Origin of the sequence: Bordetella genomosp. 13 (assembly GCF_002119665.1) — a bacterium.
Taxonomy (GTDB): Bacteria; Pseudomonadota; Gammaproteobacteria; order Burkholderiales; family Burkholderiaceae_B; genus Bordetella.
The window spans coordinates 1,168,630-1,190,916 of the sequence record NZ_CP021111.1 but is presented as its reverse complement, the minus strand read 5'-3'; the positions used below and the strand labels follow the sequence as shown (position 1 = coordinate 1,190,916).

General features: G+C 69.0%; 14 protein-coding genes. 10 read left to right on the top strand and 4 right to left on the bottom strand.

Going from position 1 to position 22,287, the window contains the following annotated elements:
* Window positions 1–4: 4 nt before the first annotated feature.
* The 10 genes from CAL15_RS05445 (at window position 5) to CAL15_RS05400 (ending at window position 15,645) form a co-directional block, all read left to right on the top strand.
* On the top strand, window positions 5–919 hold the full coding sequence (locus tag CAL15_RS05445; RefSeq protein WP_086077651.1) for a LysR family transcriptional regulator: 915 nt from the start codon (window positions 5–7) through the stop codon (window positions 917–919).
* 74 nt (window positions 920–993) lie between these two features.
* Window positions 994–2,076: an NAD(P)H-dependent flavin oxidoreductase gene (locus CAL15_RS05440; RefSeq protein WP_086077650.1), complete on the top strand. Its 1,083-nt coding sequence runs from the start codon at window positions 994–996 to the stop codon at window positions 2,074–2,076.
* Window positions 2,077–2,280: 204 nt separating this feature from the next.
* A complete protein-coding gene (locus tag CAL15_RS05435; protein ID WP_157666604.1) occupies window positions 2,281–3,903 on the top strand; it encodes a Na/Pi symporter in 1,623 nt (540 codons plus the stop codon).
* 69 nt (window positions 3,904–3,972) lie between these two features.
* Window positions 3,973–4,740 (top strand): hypothetical protein, encoded by a 768-nt coding sequence (locus CAL15_RS05430; protein ID WP_086077648.1) that lies wholly within the window; start codon window positions 3,973–3,975, stop codon window positions 4,738–4,740.
* Window positions 4,741–4,961: 221 nt separating this feature from the next.
* The gene (locus CAL15_RS05425; RefSeq protein WP_420042536.1) at window positions 4,962–6,959 is read left to right on the top strand and encodes a glucan biosynthesis protein G; all 1,998 of its coding nucleotides are present in this window, start codon (window positions 4,962–4,964) and stop codon (window positions 6,957–6,959) included.
* Window positions 6,940–9,417: a glucans biosynthesis glucosyltransferase MdoH gene (gene mdoH, locus CAL15_RS05420; RefSeq protein WP_086077647.1), complete on the top strand. Its 2,478-nt coding sequence runs from the start codon at window positions 6,940–6,942 to the stop codon at window positions 9,415–9,417. Before CAL15_RS05425 ends, mdoH begins: the two co-directional genes overlap by 20 nt.
* A 214-nt stretch (window positions 9,418–9,631) precedes the next feature.
* Complete coding sequence (locus CAL15_RS05415; RefSeq protein WP_086077646.1) at window positions 9,632–11,887, top strand: EAL domain-containing protein; 2,256 nt, start codon at window positions 9,632–9,634, stop codon at window positions 11,885–11,887.
* A gap of 8 nt (window positions 11,888–11,895) precedes the next feature.
* The gene (locus CAL15_RS05410) at window positions 11,896–13,812 is read left to right on the top strand and encodes a sensor histidine kinase (RefSeq protein WP_086077645.1); all 1,917 of its coding nucleotides are present in this window, start codon (window positions 11,896–11,898) and stop codon (window positions 13,810–13,812) included.
* A gap of 130 nt (window positions 13,813–13,942) precedes the next feature.
* Window positions 13,943–14,404, top strand: coding sequence for a MarR family winged helix-turn-helix transcriptional regulator (locus CAL15_RS05405; RefSeq protein WP_086077644.1), 462 nt, complete (start codon window positions 13,943–13,945; stop codon window positions 14,402–14,404).
* Entirely contained in the window at window positions 14,401–15,645 is a 1,245-nt protein-coding gene (locus tag CAL15_RS05400) for a multidrug effflux MFS transporter (RefSeq protein ID WP_086077643.1), read from the top strand. Before CAL15_RS05405 ends, CAL15_RS05400 begins: the two co-directional genes overlap by 4 nt.
* Window positions 15,646–15,666: 21 nt before the next feature.
* Here the strand turns inward: CAL15_RS05400 and CAL15_RS05395 are convergent, their stop codons facing one another.
* The 4 genes from CAL15_RS05395 to CAL15_RS05380 all read right to left on the bottom strand — a co-directional run bounded on the left by CAL15_RS05395 (window position 15,667) and on the right by CAL15_RS05380 (window position 22,208).
* Window positions 15,667–16,200, bottom strand: a complete 534-nt coding sequence (locus CAL15_RS05395) for a GNAT family N-acetyltransferase (protein WP_086077642.1) — start codon at window positions 16,198–16,200, stop codon at window positions 15,667–15,669.
* A gap of 10 nt (window positions 16,201–16,210) precedes the next feature.
* Window positions 16,211–16,783, bottom strand: coding sequence for a helix-turn-helix domain-containing protein (locus CAL15_RS05390; protein ID WP_086077641.1), 573 nt, complete (start codon window positions 16,781–16,783; stop codon window positions 16,211–16,213).
* Between the two features lie 78 nt (window positions 16,784–16,861).
* Entirely contained in the window at window positions 16,862–17,392 is a 531-nt protein-coding gene (locus tag CAL15_RS05385; protein WP_086077640.1) for a GNAT family N-acetyltransferase, read from the bottom strand.
* Between the two features lies 1 nt (window position 17,393).
* Complete coding sequence (locus CAL15_RS05380; protein WP_232468204.1) at window positions 17,394–22,208, bottom strand: response regulator; 4,815 nt, start codon at window positions 22,206–22,208, stop codon at window positions 17,394–17,396.
* Window positions 22,209–22,287: the final 79 nt, after the last annotated feature.

Below are 22,287 nucleotides of genomic sequence, written 5' to 3'. Positions count from 1 at the left end.
CCCCATGGAACTTGCAGAACTGGAAATTTTCCGCGCGGTGGCGCGCGAACAAAGCGTCACGCGCGCCGCGCAGCTGCTGGACCGTGTGCAATCCAACGTCACCACAAGGCTGAAGCAGCTCGAGGACGACCTGGGCGTGGCGCTGTTCCTGCGCGACGGCCGGCGCATGACCCTGACGCCGCAGGGCCAGCGCTTCCTCGACTACGCCGAGCGCATCCTGGCCCTGGCCGAAGAGGCCCGTCAATCCATGCAGTCCGAGCAGCCCAGCGGCCGGCTGCGGGTCGGTTCGATGGAGAGCACCGCCGCCAGCCGCCTGCCGCGTCCCCTGGCGCGCTTCCATGCCAACTGGCCCGAGGTGAACGTGGAGATCCGCACGGGCACCACGCAACTGATGGCCGACGCGGTGGCGGAGCATCGCCTGGACTGCGCGATCGTGGCCCATCCGGACGCCGGCCCGGCCAGCACCGCCGACATGGCGCTGCTGGCGCCCGGCCTGCGCGGCACGTATCTGTTCTCCGAGAAACTGATGCTCGTGCTGCCTCCCGGGCATCCCAAGGTACGCGCGCCATCCGACATACAGGTGCGCAGCCTGGCCGGATTCGCGCGGGGCTGCACGTATCGCCAGTGCGCCGAGGACTGGCTGGGCCAGGAAGGCACGGGACTGCCGCGCTGGAACGTGGTGGAGGTGAATTCGTACCACGCCATCCTGGCGTGCGTGATGGCGGGCACGGCGGTGGCGGTGCTGCCGCAATCGGTGCTCGACCTGCACCCGGACGCCGCCGCGATGCGTACCGTGTTCCTGCGCGATGCGCACATCTTCTTCGTCCAGCGCGCGGGCTACGACACCGCAGCCTGCCGAGCCCTGCTCGAAGAAGTCCGGCGGCAGGACGCACAAGTCCGCCCGCCGCCGGTGATTTGAATGCATACCCCGGTGCGACAGCACGAAGGCGCATCGGCAATCCATCCCGTCCGCCCATTACCCAGGAGCCCGTCATGACATCCCGCACTTCCTTCACCGCCAGGCTGTCGCTGTCCACGCCCATCATCCAAGGCCCCATGGCCAACATCAGTACGCCGGCCATGGTGGCCGCCGTATCCAACGCTGGCGCGTTGGGATCGCTGAGCGTGGGCGCCATGGACGCCGCCGGCGCGCGCCAGGCCATCGAACAGACGCGCGCGCTCACGGACCGGCCTTTCAATGTGAATGTGTTCTGCCATGCGCCGGCGGTGGCCGACGCGGCGCGCGAGCAGCGCTGGCTCGATTATCTGGCGCCGGAATACGCGCGGTTCGGCGCTGCGCCGCCCGCCCGGCTGCGCGAGATCTACGGCACCTTCATGACCGACGACGCCATGCTCGAAGTCGTGCTGAGCACACGGCCGGCGGTGCTGAGCCTCCATTTCGGGCTGCCGGACGCCGATCGCATCCGCGCACTGCGCGAGGCGGGCATCTATCTGCTGGCCACGGCCACCAGCGTGGAGGAGGCGCGACAGATAGCCGACGCGGGCATCGACGCCATCGTGGCGCAGGGCATCGAGGCGGGCGGCCACCGCGGCGTGTTCGATCAGGACGGCCCGGACGAGCAGCTCGGCACGCTGGCGCTGGTGCGGCTGCTGGCCACGCGCTTCGACCTGCCGGTTATCGCCGCGGGCGGCATCATGGACGGCGCCGGCATCGCGGCCGCGCTCGCCCTGGGCGCGCAGGCCGCGCAGCTGGGCACCGCGTTCGTGCCCTGCCCGGAGTCTTCCGCCGACCCGGCCTACAAGCAGGCGCTGCTGTCCGACGACATCCCGCCCACCACCTTCACGCGCGCCATTTCGGGGCGCACGGCCCGCGGCCTGTCCAATCGACTGACGGCGCTGGGCGTAGCCGCGGACGCGCCCCCCGCGCCCGACTATCCCATCGCCTACGACGCCGGCAAGAGCCTGCATGCGGCGGCCAAGGCCCAGGGCAGCACGGCCTATGCCGCGCAATGGGCCGGCCAGGCGGCCCCGTTGTCGCGCGCGCTGCCGGCGGCCGACCTGGTGCGCAAGCTGGACGACGAACTGAAGGCCACGCTGCGCGGACTGCTAGCCTGACGTCGCCATGGACGGGCAGCATGGCGTGCGGGACCGCGCGCTGCCCGTTCGAATCACAAAAACGTCATATTTCACGTCATTGCAGTCCCATACAATCCGGACCTGCCTTTAGCCGTACGCCGCGCGCATCCGGTGGATGCGCCATGCCAGCCACCCGCATCCCGGCGTAGCGCTATTGCCATACCTACAGCCGGATACGTTTCAGTGGACATCGCTGCGCCAATCTTTGCGGGACTGGGCCTGTTCTTCATCGGAATCAGGCTGATCAGCTCCAACCTCAAGCAACTGGCCGGCCGCAAAATGCGCGTGATGATCGCCAAGGCCCTGTCCGGCCACGGTTCGATCGCGGTATTCGGCCTGTCGGCGGGCGCCATCATGCAGAGCGTCAACGCCGTCACTTTCGTGCTGGTGGCCCTGGTCAGCGCGGGCGCGGTGCAGACGCGGCGCGCCTTTCCGGTCATCAACTGGGCCAATCTCGGCACCTCGATGATCGTGCTGGTGGCAGCCATCAACATGCACCTGATGGTGCTGGTGCTGGTGGGCCTGACCGGCTTCGCTTACTACCTGCACCTGGACCAGTCCGCCCGCTATCGTCATGTAGTGGGCGCGCTGCTGGGCGTGGGATTGCTGTTCCTGGGCATCGACTTCATCAAATCGGGCACGGCGCCGCTCAGGCAGCTGGAAACCCTGCGCGTGTACCTCGAGCTGTCCTCGCACTATTACGTGCTGAGCTTCGCCATGGGCACGGCCGTGGCGCTGATCGCCCAATCATCCACCACCGTCAGTGTGCTGACCATGGCGATGGCGGCGGGCGGACTGATCACCTTCGAAAGCGGCGCGCTGATCGTGCTGGGCGCCGGGCTAGGCTCGGGCCTGTCGGCGCGGATGCTTGCCGGCAAGCTGAGCGGCAGCGCGCGGCAGCTGGTTTCTTATCAGGTCATTCTGAAAGCACTGGGCGTGGCGATGACCGTGCTGCTGTTCGCGGTGGAATGGTCCACGGGCTGGCCCATGCTGACCGCGGCGATCCGCGGGCTCGGCCTCTCTGCCTCGGCACAGCTGGCGGCCGTGTATGTCGTTCTGCAGATCGTGTCGGACCTGTCCGTGAGGCTGCTGAATGGTCCCATCATCCGCCACGTCGAACGCACCGCGCCCCCGTCGGTGGAAGAAGTGCTGGGCAAGCCGCAATACCTGAACGACCACGCGCTGGACGAACCGGAAAGCGCCCTGCTGCTGGTGGATCTCGAGCAGCAACGCCTGTTGGCGACGCTGCCCGGCTACCTGGATACGCTGCGTGCAGACGTACAGCAGCCCGGCCCGGCGCCGACGGTGCGCCATGCCGCCGAACGCGAAGTGCTGAAGCAGTGCGAGCACTTCATCACCGAGCTGGCCGACCGCAACCGATCGCGCACCGTGCTGGACCGCACCATCGTGCTGCGCGACCGCACCGAACTGCTGCTGGCCATGCAGGAGACGCTGGCCGAACTCAACACCGCGGTGGCGGGCGGCGGCAGCGAGGCCGGCGAGGTCAACCGGCTGACCGGCAATCTGGTCGAGGGTTTGCACATGATGCTGCAAACCCTTGCCGACGCCGCCGCGTCCGCCCATCCGGACGACCTGGCGCTGCTGCGCGCGCTGACGCACGACCGGTCCGAACTGATGGACGGCATCCGGCGCCGCCTGTTGCGCGACAACGCCGACCTGTCGCCGCAAGCGCAGCAGGCGGCGTTCGCCGCCACGGCGCTGTTCGAACGCGCGGTATGGCTGATGCGCCGCTACGTGCTGCTGCTGGACGCCGCCGACACCGCGGCCAGCGACGTGCATCCCTGACCGGCGGGCGCGGCGGCGGCGTGTGTGCTATGGTCTGGCCGCGCCGCTCCCGCGGCAGCGGTTTTCGCCATGGCTCTCGTTCTCGCCCGTTTCCTGTTCGGTTTCCTGCTGTCGCTGGCATGCGTGTCGCTGCTGGCCGTCGCCACCTGGATCAGCACCAGGGCGATAGCGCTGGCCATACGACGCTTTCCCACGCAGCGCTCGCAGGACGTGGCCGGCGGTCTGGGCGTTTCCGCGGTGGTCATCCTGACGATCGCCGCCATGTATGCCTGCGGCCACCTGCTGTATCGAACCCTGGGCGATTCGCCGCTGGCGGGATCCGCGCCGCATTGGCTCGCGGGCTCCGACAACCTGTCGGCCGCCGCGATACTGGGCGTGCTGGCGGGCCTTGGCGGCCTGGCGTATGCGCCGGCACTGTGGCGGCGCCTGCGCACCCCGCGCGCCGAACGCGCCGCCGAAGCGTCCGCCAAGGCCGGGCCAGCGGCCAGGTCGGAGAAGGCGGCGGTCAAGCCGGCCGCCAAACCGGCGGGCCGGTCCGACGCCAAGGCCCGGGCCAAGACGCCCCCTCCGCCCAAAGGGCCGCGCATTCCGCAACTGGGTTGGGCCGCCCTCTTTCTATTGGCGATCGGCGCGGCGCTGCTGGCTTTCGCGTTCATCATCGCGCCGCCTGCGGGCACGGCGGCCAATGCCCTGGCCCATGCCGCGCGCGCCCGGCCGGTCTATCTGGCGGCGGGCGGGCTGCTGGCCGCCGGCGCGCTGTGCCTGTTGACGTGGCTGCTGTGGCGGCGTCCCGCGCCCGAACCGCCGGCGCGCAAGTCGACCCGTGCCAGCGGCTGACGTCCATCCTCCATACGCGGTATGTACCGGCGTCCATCAGCAGTCCATGCGAAAATGCCGCCATCGACACTGATCGGCGCAGCACCGGGCGGCATCCTGCGCCGCGCGGTTGCCACATGCCACATTTCAGTACAGTGTCAGTTGCCCGCATCTGGCATGGTCTGTGCAAAAATTCCGGCTGATTAATTTCTTGCTTGCTTTCCTGCCTGAGGCTCCCTGACGTGTCCGTTTCCACCGCTGGCCGCTACCTGCGCCAACCGCTGCTGGGCTGTACGCTCGCCCTGACCACGCTACTGAACTGCGCCGCCGCCGCCGAAACCCCCGCGGGGTCCGCGCCGCCCGCACAGGCCCCCGCCGCGGCGGGCGGTGACAACGCGGCGGCGAAGGAGGCGACCCCGCCCGCGAAGGACGCTCCGGCCAAGGCGCCCGCCAAGGATCCAGCCGCCGCGAAGGAAGCTGCTGCCAAGGAAGCTGCTGCCAAAGAGGCCGCTGCCAAGAGCGCCGCCGCCAAGGAAGCCGCCGCCAAGGATGCCGCTGCCAAGGATGCCGCTGCCAAGGAAGCCGCTGCCAAGGATGCAGCCGCCAAGGATGCAGCTGCCAAGGATGCAGCCGCCAAGGATGCAGCCGCCAAGGATGCAGCCGCCAAGGACGCAGCCGCCAAGGACGCAGCCGCCAAGGACGCAGCCGCCAAGGAAGCCGCCGCCAAGCCCGCCGCTCCTCCGCCGCAGCCGTTCAGCTTCGCCGAGGTCGTGAAGCAGGCCCGCGAACTGGCCGGCCAGGGTTACCGCCCGCCCGTCTCCAACCTGCCCGACGAACTGCAGGAACTGAAATACGCCGGCTACCAGAACGTGCGCCTGCGAGACGACCGCCTGCACTGGCGCGACGCGGGTACGCCGTTCCGCCTGGGTTTCTATCACCAGGGCATGCACTTCAACACGCCCGTGCGCATCAACGAAGTCGACGACAAGGGCAACGTCCAGGAAGTGCCCTTTAATTCCGAAGAGTTCGACTACGGCCAGCTGGCGGTCAATCCCGACCTCGTCAAGGGCCTGGGCTTCGCCGGCTTCAAGCTCTTGTACCCGGTCAACACGCCGCTCAAGCCCAATGACGAACTCGCCTCGTTCCTGGGCGCCAGCTACTTCCGCGTGATCGGCCGTGGCCAGGCCTACGGCCTGTCCGCGCGCGGCCTGGCGATCGACACCGCGCTGCCGTCAGGCGAGGAATTCCCCGCTTTCCGCAAGTTCTGGATCGAACGCCCCACCGCATCCAGCGACCGCGTCGTGCTGTACGCGCTGCTGGATTCGCCGCGCGCCACCGGCGCCTACCGCTTCATCATCCGCCCGCAGACCGACACCATCGTCGACGTGAAGGCCAGCATCTTCCTGCGCGACAAGGTCGGCCGCCTGGGCCTGGCGCCGCTGACCAGCATGTTCCTGTACGGCTCCAACCAGCCGCCGGCGGTGCCCAACTACCGCCCCGAGATGCATGATTCCGACGGCCTGGCCATCCACAACGCCAACGGCGAATGGCTGTGGCGTCCGCTGAACAACCCGCGCCGCCTGGCGGTCAGCGCCTTCAGCGCCGAGAACCCGCGCGGCTTCGGACTGCTGCAGCGCGCCCGCGACTTCAGCCGCTACGAAGACCTGGACGACCGCTACGAGAAGCGGCCCAGCCTGTGGATCGAACCGGTGGGCAACTGGGGCAAGGGCAGTGTGCAGCTGGTCGAGATTCCCACGCCGGACGAGACCAACGACAACATCGTCGCCTTCTGGGTCCCCGAGAAACTGCCGGCGATCGGCACGCCGCTCGAGATCGAATACCGCATGACCTGGACGCTGGACGATCCGCGCCTGCACAACACGCCGCTCGCATGGGTCGAGCAGACGCGCCGTTCGCGTGAAGAGGTCAAGGGCCCCGACCTGATCCGCCGCGGCGACGGCAGCCATGCGCTGGTGGTCGACTTCGTCGGCCCCGCGCTTCAGAACCTGCCCGCCGACACCGTCATCACCGCCGACGCGTCGACCGACGGCAACGGCCAGATCGTGGAGAACACCGTGCGACCCAATCCGGTCACCGGCGGCCGCCGCCTGATGCTGCGCGTCAACATCAAGGACCCGGCCAAGCCCGTGGAGCTGCGCGCCAACCTCACCAACGGAAAGGTACCGCTGTCGGAGACCTGGTCCTATCAATTGCCTGCAAATGCTCCCGACGCCAAGTGATTCCGACAGCCTGGTCCACGACTATCTGCAACGGCTGCCGCTGCCTGAAATCCAGCGGCTGACGCTGGAACGCGAGGTCGCGGCGGCTGTCGCGCAAGGCGAGGATTCGTGGACCGCCCTGCACGAGACGCTGGGACAGCACGACGCCATCCGCGAGCCGTCCATGGCCTCGGAAGGCCAGCGCCTGGTGCTGGGCTATGGCGCCGACGCCACGGTGGCCGGCGTGATGCGCAGCGACGCCAGCGGCGCGGAACTGTCGGCCATGCCGCCGCACCAGCGCCGCTCGATGGCGCCCAAGCCCTGGCTGACCAATCCCTTCGTGCGCGCCTGGCGCCGCCTGAAAGCCGAAAAGCCGCAAGATCCGCCCGACACGCATGCCTCCCGCCAGGCCAACAGCGGCGAAGGCTGGCGCCTGGCCGGCAGCCGCCGGCGGCTGGCCCTGCTGGTGGGCGTCGGCGTGCAGACCACGGTGGCTACGTGGTACATGCGCGGGGTGTTGCCCTACCAGGGCGGCAATCCGCTCGAGATCGCCATCCTGGTGCTGTTCGCCCTGCTGTTCTGCTGGGTGTCGGCGGGCTTCTGGACGGCCATGATGGGCTTTCTGCAGCTGATGATCGGACGCGACCGCTACAGCGTGTCGGCGCGCGGACTCGGCGACCAGCCGCTGCCGTCCGACGCGCGCTGCGCGCTGGTCATGCCGATCTGCAACGAGGACGTACCCCGGGTGTTCGCGGGCCTGCGCGCCACCTACGAATCGCTGGCGCGCACCGATGCGCTGCAGCAGTTCGACATCTACATCCTCAGCGACAGCTACCAGGCCGACATCTGCGTGGCCGAGCAGCAGGCCTGGCTCGACCTGTGCAAGACGGTGAACGGCTTCGGCCGCATCTTCTATCGGCGCCGCCGCCGGCGCGTGAAGCGCAAGAGCGGCAACATCGACGACTTCTGCCGCCGCTGGGGCGCCAACTACCGCTACATGGTGGTGCTGGACGCCGACAGCGTGATGACCGGCACCTGCCTGAAGTCGCTGGTGCAGTTGATGGAGGCGCATCCCGAGGCCGGGATCATCCAGAGCGCTCCGCAGGCCAGCGGCATGCAGACGCTGTACGCGCGCATCCAGCAGTACGCCACCAGTGTCTATGGGCCGCTGTTCACCGCGGGCATGCACTTCTGGCAGCTGGGCGAATCGCACTACTGGGGGCACAACGCCATCATCCGGCTCGAGCCCTTCATGAAGCACTGCATCCTGGCGCCGCTGCCGGGCAAGGGCGCCTTCGCCGGCGCGATCCTGTCGCACGATTTCGTCGAGGCCGCGCTGATGCGCCGCGCCGGCTGGGGCGTGTGGATCGCCTACGACGTGCCGGGCAGCTATGAAGAGCTGCCGCCCAACCTGCTCGACGAACTCCAGCGCGACCAGCGCTGGTGCCACGGCAACCTGATGAACTTCAGGCTGTTCTTCATCGAGGGCTTCCACCCGGTGCACCGCGCGGTGTTCCTCACGGGCGTGATGTCCTATCTGTCGGCGCCGCTGTGGTTCCTGTTCCTGGCGCTGTCCACGGGCCTGCTGGCCGTGCACACGCTGACCGAACCGCAGTACTTCGTCGAGCCGCGGCAGCTGTTTCCGATCTGGCCGCAGTGGCACCCGGACAAGGCCATCGCGCTGTTCTCCACCACGTTCGTGCTGCTGTTCCTGCCCAAGGTGCTGGGCGTGCTGCGCGTGTGCGCGCGCTACCCGCGCGAGTACGGCGGGCGCGTGAAGGCGCTGTACAGCATGCTGCTGGAAGTGCTGTTCTCGATGCTGCTGGCGCCCGTGCGCATGATCTTCCACACCCGCTTCGTGGTGGCCGCGTTCCTGGGGCTGAAGGCCAAGTGGATCTCGCCGCAGCGCGACAACAACGACACGCCCTGGAGCGAAGCGCTGCGCCGCCACGGATCGCAGACGTTGCTGGGGCTGGCCTGGGCCGCCCTGGTGGCCTGGCTCAATCCGGTGTTCCTGTGGTGGATGCTGCCGATTCTGGCCGCGTGGCTGCTCATCGTGCCGATGTCCGTCTATTCCAGCCGCACCGAACTGGGCGTGCAGGCGGCGGCCGACGGACTGTTCCGCATCCCCGAGGAAACGCATCCGTCGCGCGAATTGACCGACACCCGCGCCTACACCGACGCGACCCGTGCGCTGCCCAAAGGCGCGCCGACGTTCCAGGATGCCATCGTCGATCCGATGGTCAACGCACTGGCCTGCGCCATGGGCACGGCGCGTCACCGGCCGGTGCCGGCCAACCTGGCGGCGCGTCAGGCGCTGGTCGACCTGGCCCTTGATGAAGACGCGCGCCTGACCGAACCGCAGCGCATCAAGCTGCTGGACGACCCAGTGGCCATGGCGCAGCTGCACCAGGGCGTGTGGACCGGGCGGACGGCCAGGCCGCCCGTCGCCGAAGAGCCGGCCGCCATGGCCGCTTGAGCTTCGCCGCCGCGCAAGCACATTTCGCGCGGCGGCGCCCCCGGGACATCCCTCATCCGCGGCTGTGGACATACAGCCGCAACATACTTCAAGATACCCTATTGTTTCAGACTGTATCCTGCGATATAAACGCACGGATGCGGTGAACGCTCACAGTCGGTCACGCCACCGGCCTGAGTACCCCTCCGGGCAACATTTGAGCGAGGACAACGCAATGGGGACACAAGGCGAAACACTGGACGGCGCGCCGGTTGAAAGCGCATTCGCCTTCGCACCCGAAGCGGAAGACTCCCTTGCCGAAGCACCCGCGCAAGCCCGGCCGCAGGCGCCCACCATCCTCACGGTCGACGACGACGAAGCCTTCCAGCGCTCGATCAAGCTGGCGCTGGCTTCGTTCCAGTACCAGGGCAAGCCGGTGCGGATCCTTTCCGCCAACTCTTCCACCGAAGCCGCCAAGATCCTGGCCAGCACGCCCGACGTGGCCGTCATCGTGCTGGACGTCGTCATGGAAACCGACGATGCCGGCCTGCGGCTGGTGCGCAGCGTGCGCGAGGTGCTCGGCAACGCCGAAGTGCGCATCGTGCTGGTCACCGGCCAGCCCGGCATGGCGCCGATGGCGGCCAGCCTGGGTACGCTCGACATCAGCGACTACTGGCTCAAGACCGATCTCAGCTTCGAACGCCTGCACGGCGTGCTTACCAGCAACCTGCGCACGTGGCAGCAGATCCGCGCGCTGGAACAGGCGCGCAAGGGATTGCAGGCCATCGTCGAGGCCAGCAACGGCCTGACCCGCGCGCGCAGCCTGCCCGACTTCTCGCAACGCACCATCCTCGAACTGTCGCGCCTGCTGGGCGTCGAGGCCGAGGGCCTGGTGTGCGTCCAGGAAGACCCGGAGGCGCCCGAGCCGCTGTCCGCGCGCATCGTGGGCGCCGCGGGCAGGCTCTCCCAGTCGGTCAATCGCGAACTGCGCTGCCTGGGCGAGAGTCCCATCCGCGACGTGCTGCAGCAGGCCCTCAGGAACCGCGCCAACGTCGAGAGCGACCACAGCCAGGTCCTGTTCTTTCCGGGCGCCGAGCACTGCCCGCATGCCGCCACCTATATCGCCACCGATCGGTCCCTGGACGAGACCGAGCGGGAGCTGCTGCGCGTATTCGCCACTCACATCAACTCGGGGCTGATCAACGTATCCCTGACCAGCCGCCTGGACCGCCTCGCCTACGAGGACAGCCTGCTAAGCATGCCCAATGCCAACGCGCTGCTGCGCAGCCTTACCGCCGTACTCGAATTGCCCGGTCCCCGCGATCGCAGCATGCTGCTGATCGAGCTGGACCAGTATTCCTCGACCTGCCTGTCGCTGGGCGTGGAACAGGGCGACATCATGCTGCAGCAGATGGCCCGCCGCCTGCGCGCCATCTTTCCCGCCCCCACCCTGGTGGCGCGCCTGCACGACGACACCTTCGCCATCCTGGGCCATACCTCGCTGCTGCAGCAGGACCGCATCGACGAACTGCAGTCGGTCGACATCTACGATCCCGATCATCCTTCCTTCATACGCGTGCGCTCCGCCCGCGTCGACCTCGACCACTATTCGGGCACGGCGCGCGGCGCGATGGCGATGGGCACGCTGCTGCTGCGCCGTGCCCAGTCGCGCGGCGCCACCGAAATCGTCGACTACCAGCCCGGCCTGGAACGCGAGATGCAGGAGCGCTTCACGCTGTCGCGCGAGCTGTACCGCGCCCTGCGCAGCGGCGAGATCAGCATCGAACTGCAGCCGCAGATCGACCTGCGCACCGGCCGCATCACCGGCGCCGAGGCGCTGGCGCGCTGGACGCGGCGCGACGGCACGCGCGTGCCGCCTTCCGAGTTCATCCCCGTGGCCGAGGCCAACGGCCTGATCGTGCCCATGGGCAAGCACGTGCTGGAGCTGGCCTGCCAGGCGCTGGCGCAACTGCGCGATGCCGGCTACCCCGACATCTCGGTATCGGTGAACGTCTCGCCGCTGCAGCTCGGGCGGCGCGACTTCATGCAGGAACTGATCGACATGACGCAGCAGTACGGCGTGCCGCCCGAGCGGCTCGAGATCGAGATCACGGAAACCGCGGCCATCGAAGACTACGAAGCCAACGGCCAGCTGCTGCGCGGGCTGCGCAACGCGGGCTTTCCCATCGCCATCGACGACTTCGGCACGGGCTATTCGTCGCTGGCGCACTTGAGCTCCATGCCCGCCACCACGCTCAAGGTCGATCGCCACTTCGTCAACGAGATCGACACCGCGCCCGGCCGGCACACCATCGCCGACATGATCATCGGCCTGGGCCGGCGGCTGAACATGCAGGTGCTGGCCGAAGGCGTCGAATCCGAGACGCAGGCCGACTGGCTGGTCGACCATGCCTGCTCGCGCGCCCAGGGCTTCTACTACGCCCGGCCCGAGCCGCTGTCGGCCTTCATGCAGCGCCTGGCGCAGCACTGAGGGCCGGCATGGCCTCGATCGCCGTCAGGCGCCATGCGCGACGGTTCGCCGCACTGCCCGCGACGGTGCGGCGGCGCTTCCTGGTCATGGTCACGCCGTGGCTGCTGGCGTGCCTCATCGGTTTCCCGGTGTTGTGGATGGAGATCGCCTCGCTCACGCAGGCGCCGCAGTGGCGCGCGCGCGAAGGCTTGCTGGAAGACTCCGCCGAGATCGTGCGCCGCACGCTCGACGGCCTGCTGCGCGACGTGGCCTTCCTCAGCGACCTGGCGGCCCAGGTGCCGCATGATGACGTCAGCCCCGACTCGCCGTTCGCCCGGCTGTTCCTCAGCTTCGCCAAGAGCTCGGGCGCCTTCGAGCAGGTGCGCTGGCTGGACCTGGACGGCAACGAGAGGCTGCGCGTCAGCATGCACCAGGGCATGCCCGAGGTCGTGCCGCCGGTGAACCTGCAGAACAATCGATCGCGGCCCTACTTCCGCGAAACCGTGGCGTTGTCGCCCGGGTCGGTGTACGTGTCGGAGTTCGAGCTGAACACCGAGTATGGCTATGTCGAACGCCCGCTCGAGCCGATCCTGTACGTGGCCACGCCGCTGTACGAGAACGGGCGGCCGCTCGGCATCGTCGCGATCGGCTATCGCGCTTCCCGCCTGCTGGACCGGCTCGCGGCGCTGGGGCATCGGCAGGGCATGGACATCCACCTGGTCAACGACGCGGGTTATTGGCTCGAGGGGCCGACGCCGCGCGAAAGCTGGGCTTGGCAGCTGGACCGGCCCGAGATGGCGCTGCCGCACACGAATCCCGGGCTGTGGCAGGCCTTGCAGGACGCCAGCGCCGGGCGCCACAGCGATGCCTCCGCCCATTGGGTGTTCCGGCGGCTGCAGTTCGACAGCACCGTGGTCGCGGACCAGGCCAGCACCATCAACCTGGTCAGCCGGGTCGGCGTGAGCGTGGTCGTGCACAGCAGCCGCGCCCAGGCCGAGGCGGCCGACTGGCGCTGGCAATTGACCCTGGGCGGCCTGATGCTGCTGGCGCTGCTGCTGGCCGGGCGCTATGGCTGGCAGATGGTGGACACGCTGGCCGACGAAGACCTCCAGACGCGCGAACTGCAGGCGGCCAACCGCGCGCTGGTCGAGGCCAACACCAACCTGCGCAACATGCAGGCGGAGCTGGAGCGCGCCGAACGGTTGTCCTCGCTGGGGCTGATGGTCGCGGGCGTGGCGCATGAACTGAATACGCCGCTGGGCAGCGCGTCGCTGTCGATGAGCACTATGCAGCAGTCCCTGGCCACCCTGCAGGAGCGCCTGGCCAGCGGCCTGAAGCGCTCGGACCTGGACAACTTCCTGCAGGACACGCAGGCCGCGCTGGACCTGGCCCGCACCGCCATACAGCGCGCGGCCGGCCTGCTGCAGCGCTTCAAGCAGGTGGCCGTGGACCGCAGCACCATGGAGCGCCGCCACTTCGATCTGGCCGAGGCCGTGCTCGACTCGCATCCCCACCTGCGCAGATGGGACTCGTCCAAGGGCATCGGGCTGCGCCTGGATCTGGCGCCCGGGCTGATGCTGGACAGCTACCCCGGCCCGCTGGAGCAGGTCGTTTCCAACCTCGTCAACAATGCGCTGATCCACGCCTTCCGCGGCCGCGAGGGCGGCAACATCACCATCCGCACGGCGTCCAGCGGCGCTTCGCATGTCGTGGTCCACGTGGCCGACGACGGCGTGGGCGTGGACAGCCGCAACCTCAAGCGCATCTTCGATCCCTTCTACACCACCAACCGTCACGGCGGCGGCACCGGACTGGGTCTGCACATCTGCAGCCAGATGGTGACCGAAGTGCTGGGCGGCACCCTGCGCGCGCAGAACCTGGCCACCTCGGGCTCGGGCATGGTTTTCACGCTGCGCCTGCCGCGCGTCGCCCCGCGTAAACCTTAGCAATGCGACGGCACATGGGCTGCGGCGCCGCGCGCCGCAGCCCATGTGCCGCGTGGCTTTCGCGGCACGCATGCGATGGTATTGGGTGATATACAATTAATTTGTATATCATCTAATTCGAGCCACCATCATGACCGATGCCACGCGAGCCGGGTTCGGCTCATTGCTGTCCCAGACCACGCGCTCATGGCGGCGCGCCGTCAATCGCCGCCTGCAGCCCTATGGTCTTACCGAGGCGACCTGGTTGCCCCTGCTGCACGTGTCGCGCGCCAGCGCTCCCATGCGGCAGAAGGACCTGGCCGCATCGCTGGGGCTGGACGGGTCTTCGGTGGTGCGCGTGCTGGATGCGCTGCAGGCCGCGGGGCTCGTCACGCGCCGCGAGGAAGACGCCGACCGCCGCGCCAAGGCCATTGTTCTCACTCCCTTGGGCCAGTCCACCGTCCAGCAGGTCGAGCAAGTGGCGATACAGGTGCGCGAGGCCGCCCTGGCGGGCATCGCCGACCGCGAGTTGCAGCGCGCCGTGCGCCTGCTGCAGGACATCTGCCAGCGCCTGGACGCCGAAGCGAACCCGGATACCGGGGAAGCGCCATGAACGACGCGACGGCGGCACACCCCGTCTCATCGGACGAACGCCCCGCGGCATCCGCGCAGCTGCCGCACGTGCCGCTGTGGCTGCTGGCGCTGTTCACGTTCAGCGGCACGCTGGCCATGCACATCTTCGTGCCCTCGCTGGGCATGGCGGGACGGGACCTGCAGGCCAGCACCAGCGCCATGCAGATGACGGTCAGTCTGTACATCCTCGGACTGGCCGCCGGTCAGCTGGTCTATGGGCCGTTGTCCGACCGATATGGCCGGCGCCCCGTCCTGATGGTCGGGCTCGGCCTGTACACCATCGCGGGACTGGGGGCCGCGCTCGCGCCGGATGCCTATGCGCTGATCGCGGCGCGGCTGTTCCAGGCGCTGGGGGGCTGCGCGGGCCTGGTGCTGGGCCGGGCCATCGTGCGCGACACGGCTTCGGCCGCGAACGCCGCGAAGCGCCTGGCGCTGATGAATCTGATGGTCACCGTCGCGCCCGCGCTGGCTCCCATCGCAGGCGGCGCGCTGGCAGGCGTGCTGGGCTGGCGCGCGGTATTGGGCAGCCTGTGCGTGCTGGGGCTGGCCAACCTGGTGCTGGCCTGGCGCCTGCTGCCCGAGACGGGCCCCGTCGCCGCCCAGGTCTCGGCAAGATCGCTGGCGCGCGACTACGTGCAGCTGCTCGGATCGCGGCGATTCCTGGGGCTGGCCATCGGCGGGGGCTGCGCCACCACGTCCATGTTCGCCTTCATCGCCAGCGCCCCCTTCATCTTCGTCGATCAGTTGCACCGCCCGCCGAGCGAGGTCGGCGTCTATCTGGCCGTGCTCGTGTCGGGAGTGTGGCTGGGCAGCGCCATCGCCACGCGCATCATCGGCCGCCTGCCCATCGATCGCGTGATGGTGGGCGGCAATCTGCTCAGCGTGATCAGCACGTTCGTCATGCTGGCGCTGGTGCTGGCCGGATGGGCCAGCGTGCCCGGCCTGGTGGGCCCGATGTTCCTGTTCACGCTGGGTGCGGGCATCGCCTCGCCGGCCGCGCTGACGCTCGCGGTCAGCGTCAACCCCAAGGTGATCGGGTCCGCCTCCGGCCTGTACGGCTGCGCCCAGATGGCGATGGGCGCGCTGTGCACCGCGCTGGCCGGCCTGGGCAGTTCGCCCACGGTGTCGGCGGCCGTGGTGATGGCCTCGGCCGGCGCGGTGTCGCAGCTGGCATTCTGGGTGGCGCTGCGCGACCGGCCACGCACCGCCGATCCGGCCTGAGGCCGGAAGCGCCCGCAAGCGCTACAGCAGCTTGTACATCAGCGTGGTGGCGTCGTAGCGCGCCGCGCCCGACGGGTCCCGCGCATAACCAGGGATCATGCCCGCCACCTGATATCCCAACCCCGCATACAACCTCTGAGCCGGATCGCCGGTGCGCGTGTCGAGCGTGAGCAGCGTGCGGCCGGCCTCGCGGGCCAGGCGCTCGACCTCCGTCATTAACGCGCGCGCCAGGCCGAGCCGGCGATGGTCCGGATGCACCAGCAGCTTGCACACGTCGGCCCGATGCGTCTGGTTGGGCATGGTGGCGCAGTCCAGTTGCACCGTGCCCGCGATGGCGTCGCCACGCCGCGCCACCAGCAACGTCAGACCGCCGTCGCGCAGGCCGGGCAGGACCCTGTCGCGCCAGTATGACTGCGCGTCGGCCAGCGAATACGGCAGCACGAATCCCACGCTGGCGCCGCCGTGTACGCAGGCATGCAGCACCGCGCCGAGTTCGGCGAGATGGCGCTCGGCCTGTTCGGTCGTCAGACTGGATATCGAGATAGATGCGGACATGTCGGCGGCCTCACACGAGAAACAGCAGATAACGGGCGCCGGTGCGCGGCGCGGCGATGAATTCGGTGGCGCCGTGCAGCTGGTAGCGCAGGCAGTCGCCGGGCGAGAGTTCGTACGCCTGCTGTTCGACCGTCAGGCGCAGGCCGCCCTCGAGCAGCACCAGGTGATGCTCCAGTCCCGGCCGGGGCGCCGCGTCGTAGGCGATGCGGGCGCCGGGCGCCAACTTGCACTCCAGTACTTCTCCCGACAACGAGTGCGCCGGCGGCGACACGGAACGCCGCTCGAAACCGGCTTGCGCGTCGGTCCACAAGGGCTGCTCGGCCCGGCGCATCAGCGGCGCGTGATCGTCCTCGATCATGCGCATCAGCCGCGACAGGGTAAGCCCATAGGCGGTGCACAGCCGGCCCAGCACGCTGGCGGTGGGGCTGACGTCGGCGTTTTCCAGACGGGACAGGGTCGACCGGCTGACCTGGCTGCGAGCGGCCAGGTCGTCCAGCGACCAGCCGCGGTCCGCTCGCAAGGCCTTCAGGCGGTGCGCGATCTGGCGGTCCACGTCTTGGAAGTCGATGGGAGTGTTTTCCATATCAGGGACTTTATCCCGAATACGAGAATTTCCGCACGACCCTTTTTCAGGGTCCCGCGCAAATGCCGGGGGTTTCGATCAATCGGCCCGGCCGACCATCCGGGCCATGCCGATCTCGTCGTAGTAGCGTTGCCCCACCCTCAAGGCCCTGGGCTCGCGCGCGTACTCGACGAAGCCCGCCGCGACGTACAGTCTGCGCGCGGCCTCGTTGTCCGCGGTGACCGTCAGGCGCAGCTCTTCCACATGGCCCGACGCCATGCGCAGCAATTCATCCAGCAGCGCGCGCGCCACGCCCGAGCCGCGCGCCTGGGGCCGCACATACATGCCCCACAGCACGCCCTTGTGGCGCTGTTTCGCCGCAGCCGGCACGTACATCCCCACCGCGCCGGCCAGCGCCCCGTCGGCAGCGCAGGCGCCCAGCACCAGCCCCTCTTCGAGGCGCGCCGCGAACCAGGGCGCGTCATGCGCCTGTTCTTCCTCCCACGACGCGCCGAACGCTTCGGGATGATGTTGCAGGCCTTCCAGCCGCAACGCGCGATAGGCGGCGGCGTCGCCGGCGTCCAGCCGGCGCACGACATAGGCATTGGTGTAGGGGTCGGGAGTGCGCATGTTATTTCGACGCCGTGGCGCCGCGGGCTTGGGCCACCTGTTCCATGACGCGTTCGAGGTCGCGCATGTCATAGGGCTTCAGCAGGTGGATGGCGTCGGCCAGCACGTCGCGGTCCTTGCCGGTGGGCAGCACGTCCATGCCCGAGGCGAACACCAGGTGCAGATCGGGCTGGATGCGGCGGGCCTGTGCCGCCAGGTCGACGCCAGAGACGCCGGGCAGGCCCACGTCGGTAATGAGCACCTGCGGGCGGCGCATGCGCAGCGCCGCCAGGGCCTCGTCCGCATTGGCCGCCTGGGTCACCGAGTGGCCCAGGCCGTCCAGCATGTCCGCCGTGTTGCCTCGGATCAGGTCGTCGTCCTCGACCAACAGCACATCCATCGCGACGGCGGGCGTGGCCGGACGGTCGGCCGGCTGCGCCGGCGGCGCCTCGGCGGCCTGCCGCGCGGCGTTGTGCTGCTGCTGGTTGCGCAGCACGTGGCGTATTTTGCGCGCCAGCGCCTCGCGCGTGTAGGGCTTGCTCAGCAGCTCGATGCCCTCGTCCAGTCGGCCGCCATGCACGATGGCATTGTCGGTATAGCCCGACGTGAACAGCACCGCGACGTTGGGCAGGCGCTCGCGCGCCTTGCGCGCCAGTTCGGGGCTGCGCAACGGGCCCGGCATGACCACGTCGGTGAACAGCAGGTCCACCGGCATGCCGCTCTCGATGATGGCCAGCGCGCTCTGCGCGTCGCGCGCGCGCAGCACGCGATAGCCCAGTTCGGAAAGCAGCTCCACCACCGTGGCGCGCACGTCTTCGTCGTCCTCTACCGCCAGGATGGTCTCGGTGCCGCCCGCGATGGGGCCTGCATCGATCTCGGTCTCGAGATCTTCCTCCTGCCGCACGCGGGGCAGGTACAGGCGCACCGTGGTGCCCTGGCCCGGCTCGCTGTATATCTTGACGTGCCCGCCGGACTGGCGCACGAAGCCATACACCATGCTCAGGCCCAGGCCGGTGCCCTGCCCTTCCGGCTTGGTGGTGAAGAAGGGCTCGAACACATGCTCCAGCACCTCGGCCGTGATGCCGGAACCGGTGTCAGTCACCGCCACCATCACGTACTGCCCGGGCGTCACGTCGACATGGCGCACGGCGTAGGCGTCGTCCAGCAGGGCATTGCCCGCTTCGATGGTCAGCCTGCCATGCCCCTGCATGGCATCGCGCGCGTTGATCGCCAGGTTGAGCAGCGCATTCTCCACCTGGTACGGGTCGACCAGGGTGTTCCACAGTCCGCCCGAGATCACCGTCTCGATCTCCACGCCGTCGCCCAGCGCGCGGCGCAGCATGTCATCCATGCCGCGGATGAAGCGGCCGAGGTTCACCACCTTGGGCGCCAGCGGCTGGCGGCGGCCGAAGGCCAGCAGCTGCGAAGCCAGCTGCGCGCCGCGCGCCACGCCGCCAAGGGCGTTGCGCACGCGCTGTTCGGCCTTGCCGCTGCCCGCCACGTCCTTGGCCAGCAGCTGCAGATTGCCGCCGATGACCTGCAGCAGGTTGTTGAAGTCGTGCGCCACGCCGCCCGTCAGCTTGCCGACCGCTTCCATCTTCTGCGCCATGCGCAGGGCGTCCTCGGCCTGGCGCAGCGCCTGGGCGGCGTCCAGGTCGGCGGTGACGTCGCGGCCGACGCCATGCAGCCACGGGCTGCCGGGGTCGGCATACAGCGCCCATGCGATGGTGCGCCAGCCGCCGTCGGCGGTGCGCACGCGGTTCTGGCATCGCACCGGACGGCCGGCGGTGCGCAATGTCTCGAGCTGTTCGAGCAGCGCGGGCAGGTCGTCGGGATGGATCAGATCGCCATATGGCTGGACCAGCAGGGTTTCGCGGGAGTGGCCCAGCACGCGGGTCCAGGCGGGGCTGAAGCGCAGCAGCCTGCCGGTGTAGTCGGCCACCACCAGCAGGTCCTCGCTCAGTTCCCACAGCCGATCGCGCTCGGCCAGCACCTCGGTCACGCGGCTTTCGAGCCCTTCGTTCAGCTGCGCCAGCGCGGTCTGCGCCTTGGTGCGCTCGGCGATCTCGACCTGCGCGGCCTGGTAGAGATGGGCGTTGTCGATGGCCACTGCCGCCTGCGCGGCGATGCCGATCAGCACGCGCTCGGAACGTTCGGTGAAGACGCCCGGCTGGTCATGTCCGAAGAACAGTCCGCCCAGCACCTTGCCCGTGCGAGACACCACGGGCGCGGCCAGGTAGCTGCGCACCGGCAGGTGGCCCGCCGGCATGCCCTTGTGGGGATGATTGCGGCCGTAGCGCGGATCCTGCGTGATGTCGTCGGAACGGACGATGCCCTCGCCGCGGAAGGTCGGGCCGAACACCGCGGTGTTGCGCGGCATGGGAAAGCCGTTGAAGGCGTCTTTCGATACGCCCGACAGCGTATACAGCATGTAGGACTCGCCGTCTTCGTCCAGCATGTTGTAGAAGAACGAGCCGAACGCCGCGCCGGTCAGTTCGGTGGCGGCGTCGGTCACGATCTGCACCGCCCGGCCGATGTCGAGTTCGGCGGCCACCGCCATGCCCACCTGGTTCAGCAGTTCCAGCATGCGCGTCTCTTCGCGCAGCCGCAGGGCCGTCTCCTGGCGCACGCGCGCCAGCTGCAGGTTGCTGGCCACGCGGGCCAGCAGTTCGCGGGCCGAGAACGGCTTGGTCAGGTAGTCGTCGGCGCCGGCATCCAACCCTTCGACGCGCGCCTCTTCGCCGGCCCGGGCCGACAGCAGCAGCACCGGAATGCCGCGCAATTCGGTATCGCCCCGCAGGGCCGCCAGCAGTCCGAAGCCGTCGAGGCGGGGCATCATCACGTCGGACAGCACCAGGTCGGGCGGCTCGGCGCGCACCTGGTCCAGCGCCGCCTCGCCGTCTACCGCCGTATCGACGCGATATCCGGCCGCGCGCAGGATGCGGCTCATGTAGTCGCGCAGGTCGGCATTGTCGTCCACCACCAGCACGCGCGGCGGCAGGCTGGCGCCAGCCGCGGTCTCCACGGACAGGGGCAGCGGCTCGTCGGGCGCCGCGCCGTCATCATCCGGCAGCCAGCGCAGCGTCGCGTCGACGTACGCGCGGGCATTCATACTGGTTGGACTGGAAGCGGCGCCGCCATGCGCCGGCAGTGCGTCCGCCTGCGGGCCGCCCCAGGGCAGCTCGATGGTGAACATCGTGCCCACCTGCGGTTCGCTGTCGACGCGTATGCTGCCGCCCTGCAGGCGCACCAGCTCCTGCACCAGCGCCAGGCCGATGCCGCTGCCCTCGATGCTGCGGCCCGTGGCGCCGGCAACGCGGTGGAAGCGGTCGAACACGCGCGGCAGTTCCTGCGGGGGAATGCCGATGCCGGTATCGCGTACCTCCACCCGCACCGCGCCGCCGTCGGGGCTGGGCCCGACCCGTATCGCCACCGAGCCTTCCATGGTGAACTTGAAGGCGTTGGACAGCAGGTTGAGAACGATCTTCTCCCACATCTCGCGGTCGATGTAGACGGGATGCGGCAGCGGCGGACAGTCGACGATGAGCTGCAGCCCGGCCTTGTCCATGGCCGAACGGAACAGCGAGGCCAGTTCGGCCGTCATCGCCGACAGGTCGGTGGGCTGGTAATTGATCTGCAGGCGCCGCGCCTCGATGCGCGAGAAATCCAGCAGCGTGTTCACCAGCGTCAGCAGGCGCAGGCCGTTGCGGTGCGTCACCTCGATCAGTTCGCGCGGACTGTCGGCGCCGTCCGGCAGGCGCGCCATCACCTCTTCGAGCGGACCGAGCATCAGGGTCAGCGGCGTGCGGAACTCATGGCTGATGTTCGAGAAGAACGTCGTCTTGGCGCGGTCCAGCTCGGCCAGCGCCTCGGCGCGCCGCCGTTCCTGCTCGTACGCATGGGCGGCGCCCACGGCCGCGCCGATCTGCGCCGCCGTCATGTTCAGAAAGTCGCGATAGCCCTCGTCGACCAGCCGGTAAGGATTCAGGCCGACGATGAGCAGCCCGGCCGGTCCGCTTTCGCCGGCGGACGGTATGGGAACGAGCGCCGCCTGGTCCGGCGGCTGCCGCCACGGCCCCGCGGGCAATGCGCCGCCATAGCGCTGACGCAGTCCGGAAACCAGCTGCGGGCCGCCCGCGCCGGCCAGGCCGTTCACGGGCCATGGGCCCGCGCCGCCGAGATCCAGCGTCTCGGGCGCGGCCGGATGTCCGGGCTCGATGCCGCAAGACCCGGCCAGCAATGCCTGCTCGCCTTGCGGCTCGATCAGGTACAGCAGCCCGAACGGCATGTCCTGGGGATTGACGGCCAACGCGCGGGCGCTAAGTTCGCATGCTTCGCGCCAGCTGCGCGCATTGGCCGTGCAGACGCCCAGTTCGCGCAGCAGGCTCAGCTGCCGCTCGCCCACCACGCGGCGGGTGTCGTCGCTGTTGGCGCAGATGATCCCGGCGGGACGGCCCGCGTCGTCCGGAATGGGGCTGTAAGAAAAGGTGTAGTAGGTTTCCTCGGGATACCCGTTGCGCTCCATCAGGAGGAATTTCTCCTCCACGTAGGTGCCCTCGGTGCCCTGCATGGCGGTATGCAGCAGCGGCCCGATGTCGTCCCAGATTTCCTGCCACACCACGTCCGTGGGGCGCCCGAGCGCGGTCGGGTGCTTGCCGCCGATGATGGACTTGTACGCGTCGTTGTAGAAGAAGATCAGCCTGGGACCCCAGCCGATCCATATCGGCTGCCGCGAGGTCAGCATGATGCGCACGGCGGTCTTCAGGCTTTGCGGCCAGTCCCGCGGCGGGCCCAGCTCGGTGGCCTCCCAGTCGTGGACGCGCATCAGCGCGCCCATCTCTCCGCCGCCGGCCAGAAAATACAGCGACGCGTTGGACTCGCCTGCGGCGTCGTCGAATTGATCCGCTGGTCTCACT

Excerpts from the sequence above, each read along its gene's own strand:
- CAL15_RS05445 (WP_086077651.1), top strand. The coding sequence starts at position 5 with ATGGAACTTGCAGAACTGGAAATTTTCCGCGCGGTGGCGCGCGAACAA.
- CAL15_RS05440 (WP_086077650.1), top strand. The coding sequence starts at position 994 with ATGACATCCCGCACTTCCTTCACCGCCAGGCTGTCGCTGTCCACGCCC.
- CAL15_RS05430 (WP_086077648.1), top strand. The coding sequence starts at position 3,973 with ATGGCTCTCGTTCTCGCCCGTTTCCTGTTCGGTTTCCTGCTGTCGCTG.
- mdoH (WP_086077647.1), top strand. The coding sequence starts at position 6,940 with ATGCTCCCGACGCCAAGTGATTCCGACAGCCTGGTCCACGACTATCTG.
- CAL15_RS05415 (WP_086077646.1), top strand. The coding sequence starts at position 9,632 with ATGGGGACACAAGGCGAAACACTGGACGGCGCGCCGGTTGAAAGCGCA.
- CAL15_RS05410 (WP_086077645.1), top strand. The coding sequence starts at position 11,896 with ATGGCCTCGATCGCCGTCAGGCGCCATGCGCGACGGTTCGCCGCACTG.
- CAL15_RS05405 (WP_086077644.1), top strand. The coding sequence starts at position 13,943 with ATGACCGATGCCACGCGAGCCGGGTTCGGCTCATTGCTGTCCCAGACC.
- CAL15_RS05400 (WP_086077643.1), top strand. The coding sequence starts at position 14,401 with ATGAACGACGCGACGGCGGCACACCCCGTCTCATCGGACGAACGCCCC.
- CAL15_RS05395 (WP_086077642.1), bottom strand. The coding sequence starts at position 16,200 with ATGTCCGCATCTATCTCGATATCCAGTCTGACGACCGAACAGGCCGAG.
- CAL15_RS05390 (WP_086077641.1), bottom strand. The coding sequence starts at position 16,783 with ATGGAAAACACTCCCATCGACTTCCAAGACGTGGACCGCCAGATCGCG.
- CAL15_RS05385 (WP_086077640.1), bottom strand. The coding sequence starts at position 17,392 with ATGCGCACTCCCGACCCCTACACCAATGCCTATGTCGTGCGCCGGCTG.
- CAL15_RS05380 (WP_232468204.1), bottom strand. The coding sequence starts at position 22,208 with ATGGGCGCGCTGATGCGCGTCCACGACTGGGAGGCCACCGAGCTGGGC.